A 4,199-nucleotide genomic window follows, 5' to 3' on the forward strand; every position below is an offset into this window, starting at 1 on the left:
GGCGATAGTCGAGGATGTCGCCGCGCGTGCCGGGCAGCTTCTGCACGAAGAAGTAGGTCAGCGAGTTGTTGGCGTTGTCCGCGCCGGCCTGCACCACGGGGGGCGTCGCATCGCGCGGCAGTGGCTGCAGGCGATTCATCCGCGCGAGCACTTCCACCAGCATCGCGTCCATGTCGCTGCCCACGGCGAACGTAAGGTTGATGAAGCTGTTGCCGGCGTTGACATTGGAGGTCATCTCCTCCAGTCCGGGCAGGCCCTGCATCACGGTTTCGATCGGCTCGACGATCTCGGATTCCATTTCCTGCGGCGAGGCCGCGCGCCAACCGGTCTGGATCGACATCTGCGGGCGCTCGATGTCCGGGAACAACTGCAGCGGCAGCTTGCCCAGGCTCAACAGGCCGAATGCGCAGACCATCGCCACCACCACGGCGACGGCGGCGGGATTGCGCAGTGAGGCATCGGTGAGTTTCATCGTACGTCCGCGTGGTGGTCGGCGGTGCGCACGATGCGCGCAGTGACGAGCGGCGTTATGGCCCGGAAGTCATGCGGCAAGCCGCATTGCGGCGAGTGGTGGACGCGCGACGACGAACCGAGTCTTGAGAATCTGCGTTACGCGCGATGAGCGGTTCTGTGGTGGGAGCGACGTAAGTCGCGATGGCCGTATCAAGGTCCGTCATCGCGACTTACGTCGCTCCCACAAGAAGCCGACGACGCCTACAGCAATACCGCCAGCTTGTCGCGATGGCTGCGCGACAGCTTCAGTTCCTGGYCGCAGTCCAGGCGCAGGAAGCTTTCGCCGTTGGTGTGCGGGCGCATTTCCACCACGCGGCGAGCGTTGACGATGGTGGAACGGTGGATGCGGGGGAAGCGCTGCGGGTCCAGCTGTTTCTCCAGTTCGCGCATCGTCGCGCGCAGGATCAGCGTGGTGCCGTTCGCTTCGTCGCCGTCCACATGGATGCACATGTAGTCCCCGGCGGCATCGATCCAGCGGATGCTGTGCAGGTCCACGCGCACGGTGCGGCCGCCATCGCGGACGGCGAGTTTCTCCTCGCGGCGCAGCAGGTCGAGCGCGTCCGGCTTCAGGGCCTCGTCCAGGTCCAGCGGCGGGCGGCCGCTCAGTTCCCCCAGCAGGCCGAGCAGGTGGGCGCAGTGGCCGCTGGCTTCGCGTTGGGCGCGTGCCTGGCGCACGCGCGCCAGCGCCTGGGCCAGCCGCGAATCTTCCACCGGTTTCAGCAGGTAGTCGGTGGCCGACGCCTCGAACGCGCGGATCGCATAGTGATCGTAGGCGGTCACGAACACCACCAGCGGCATCTCGCTGGCGGGGATCGCCCGCAGTGTCTGGAAACCATCCAGGCCGGGCATCTGCACATCGAGGAACATCAGGTCCGGGCGGTGCTCGCGCAGGCCGGCGATGGCCGATGCGCCGTCGCCGTACTGGCCTACGATCTCGATGTCGGGATGCGCGCTCAGGCGGATTTCAAGGCCGCGACGCGCGAGCGGTTCGTCGTCGACGATCACGGCGCGCAGGCGGGGGGCAGGTTCCGTGCGGGCGTGGCTGTCCATGCTCAGTCACCGAGGGTCTGCGAGGTTTCGAACGGCAGGCGCAAGATCACCTCGATGCCGCGTTCGCGGTTGCGCACGGAAAAGCCGCCGGCCTCTCCGTACAGCACGCTGAGGCGTTCGCGCGTGTTGCGAAGTCCCACTCCCTTGCCCGGCGGCAGGGCGTTGCCTTCAAGACTGCTGCAGCCGGGGCCGTCATCGATCACCCGCAGCACCAGTTGGCCGGCATCGTGTTCGGCTTCGATCCGCAACAGACCGCCGGCAACCTGGCGCGCGACCGCGTACTTGATGGCGTTCTCCACCAACGGCTGAAGCAGCAGGCTGGGGAGCAGCGCGCGCCAGCAGTCCTCGTCGATGTCGGTCTCGATGCGCAGGCGTTCGGCGAAGCGGATCTTCTCGATGTCCAGATACAGCGTCAGCGCATCCAGTTCCTGCCGCAGCGTCACCCGTTGCATCGGGTCGTTGTCCAGCGAATGGCGCAGGAACGACGAAAGCCCCTGCACCATGCGGTTGGCAGTGGCGTTGTCGCGGTCCAGGATCAGGGTGGAGATGGCGTTGAGCGTGTTGAACAGGAAGTGCGGATTCAGCTGGTAGCGCAGCATCTTCAGCTGGGCCTGGTGCGCCATGCTGCGCGCGGCGAGCGTGCGCCGTGCTTCGTCCTGGAACTGGCGGTAGTACTTGATGCCGAGGTACAGCCCCACCCAGGCCAGCACCACATAGATGTATCCGAGCGAATGCGCGACGAACTCCAGATGGTTGGCGGGCGCGCAGTCTTCGCAGAAGCGCAGCATCACCGCGCGGCTGGTCAGGTTCATCACCGTGGACGCTGCCAGCATCGGCAGGACCATCGCGGCCGCCAGTTGGGCGGGTTTGAGCCGCCAGCAGGCGCGCAACAGCTGGCGCAGGACCGCCGTGGCCACGAACCCGGTACAGGCGGCGGTGAACGGCACGATCCAGTAGCCTGCCGGCTTGCCGTAGGCGACTGCCTGCAGCGAACCAAGCGCGAAGTACGCCAGCCAGCCGCCTGCCTGGAGGCTCCAGAACGCCTGGTGCCGGGGAAGATCTAGAGGGTGGGCCGTTGAAATGGCCATGGCGGGCTCGCGAAGACGCAGGTGCCGCCATGCTAATGCCATGCCCGGCGACATGCCGCACGGCTCATCGGCCGCCGCGCACGCTTCGGCGCAAGGATCGCCGGATCAGCCCAAGGGGCCGGGTGGCTCGCCATCGCCACCCGATTGCAGTGCCACCGGCAGGTGCCAGCCGTAGGTCACCGCCATCATGCGCRGGCCGAAGCAGAGGCCTGCGCCGACCAGGGCGCAGGGCAGCGCGGGCAGCGCCAGCCAGTGACCGAGCGCGACCACCAGTGCGCCGGCCAGCGCGGCCACCGCATACAGCTCCGCCCGCAGCACCAGCGGCACCTGCGCCAGCAGCACGTCGCGCGCGATGCCACCGCCAATGCCGGTCAGCATGCCCATCGCGGCCGCCATCGGCGGCGAGATGCCGTATTCCAGCGCCTTCTGCGTGCCGGCCACGGCGAACAGCGCCAGCCCCATCGCATCGAACAGACGCACCGGATGGTGCAGCTTCTCGATCAGCGGCGCCCAGAAGAACGTCACGATGCCAGCGGCCAGCGACGTCACGGGATAGCGCCAATCGCTGAGCGCGGCCGGTGGCGTAGCGCCGATCAGCAGGTCACGGGTGATGCCGCCAGCCGTGGCCGCGATGAACGACAGCACCAGGACGCCGAAGATGTCGAGGCGGCGGCGCACGCCCAGCGTGGCACCGCTGAGCGCGAACACGAACGTGCCGATCAGGTCGAGGATGGGGAAGAGGGTATCCATGCCGGCATTGTGCCGCCGGCGTGGCGGGCCTGCGAGCCTTGTTCCGTCAGGCCAGGATCGGCTGCATCCCCACGCCCAGGCGATTCCAGGCGTTGATCATGGCCACCGCCATGGTCAGCTCGGCGATGCCGTGTTCGTCGAAATGCGCCTTCAGCGCCTCATAGGTGCTGTCGGCCGGTGCGCCGGAGGGCAACGTAGTCAGCTGCTCCGCCCAGGCCAGTGCCGCGCCTTCGCGGGCATCGAAGAAGCGGCTGTCCCGCCAGCCGGCCAGCGTGTGCAGCTTGCGCGACTCCACCCCGGCCTTGACCAGTGCGCTGCTGTGCATGTCCATGCAGTAGGCGCAGCCGTTGATCTGCGAGACGCGCAGGAAGATGAGTTCGAGGAACTCCTTTCCCAGCACGCCGTTGTGGACGGCCGTGCTGGTGGCGTAGAGGCCGCGGAAGGCCTCGGGGACATGCTTGGGATAGTCGACGCGATGGAATTTCATGTTCATGGCAGTGCCTCAATGGCGGCCACACCGGCCACCTTCACTACCAGGACGCGCCACCGTCCTTCGCCGTGACAGCCGTACCCAACTTGTCGGGATTGGCGATGGTGAAGAGCTCGCTGATGCGCTCGCCGTCGCTCACCGCCACCATCACCGCGATCAGCACGCCATCGCGGTAGCGCAGGATCGCCGGTTCGCCGTTGGCCGTGCCCATGCACCAGGCGATGGCCGGGTCCTGGCGGCGATACGCGGCCCAGAACAGGCGCGCGATCCGGATCGCGCCCAGCAACGGACGGATGACCGCCTGTCCC

The 4,199-nt window shown here is 67.4% G+C and carries 5 protein-coding genes and 1 pseudogene; all 6 read right to left on the minus strand.

Annotated features, from left to right (window positions below; translation table 11 throughout):
- The coding region (locus AC04L7_RS13410; RefSeq protein WP_475513187.1) for an efflux RND transporter permease subunit at nt 1–472 on the minus strand (472 nt) is incomplete at its 3' end.
- Nucleotides 473–714: 242 nt separating this feature from the next.
- A complete protein-coding gene (locus tag AC04L7_RS13415; protein WP_475513188.1) occupies nt 715–1,563 on the minus strand; it encodes a LytR/AlgR family response regulator transcription factor in 849 nt (282 codons plus the stop codon).
- A gap of 2 nt (nt 1,564–1,565) precedes the next feature.
- On the minus strand, nt 1,566–2,651 hold the full coding sequence (locus AC04L7_RS13420; RefSeq protein ID WP_299343175.1) for a sensor histidine kinase: 1,086 nt from the start codon (nt 2,649–2,651) through the stop codon (nt 1,566–1,568).
- 105 nt (nt 2,652–2,756) lie between these two features.
- A complete protein-coding gene (locus tag AC04L7_RS13425; protein ID WP_475513189.1) occupies nt 2,757–3,401 on the minus strand; it encodes a trimeric intracellular cation channel family protein in 645 nt (214 codons plus the stop codon).
- 46 nt (nt 3,402–3,447) lie between these two features.
- Nucleotides 3,448–3,888, minus strand: coding sequence for a carboxymuconolactone decarboxylase family protein (locus tag AC04L7_RS13430; protein ID WP_436001042.1), 441 nt, complete (start codon nt 3,886–3,888; stop codon nt 3,448–3,450).
- Nucleotides 3,889–3,931: 43 nt separating this feature from the next.
- Nucleotides 3,932–4,199, minus strand: a pseudogene (locus AC04L7_RS13435) (RNA polymerase subunit sigma-24); the annotation flags it as partial.

This window comes from Pseudoxanthomonas sp. LjRoot204_2, from assembly GCF_056175765.1.

Excerpts from the sequence above, each read along its gene's own strand:
- AC04L7_RS13420 (WP_299343175.1), bottom strand. The coding sequence starts at position 2,651 with ATGGCCATTTCAACGGCCCACCCTCTAGATCTTCCCCGGCACCAGGCG.
- AC04L7_RS13430 (WP_436001042.1), bottom strand. The coding sequence starts at position 3,888 with ATGAAATTCCATCGCGTCGACTATCCCAAGCATGTCCCCGAGGCCTTC.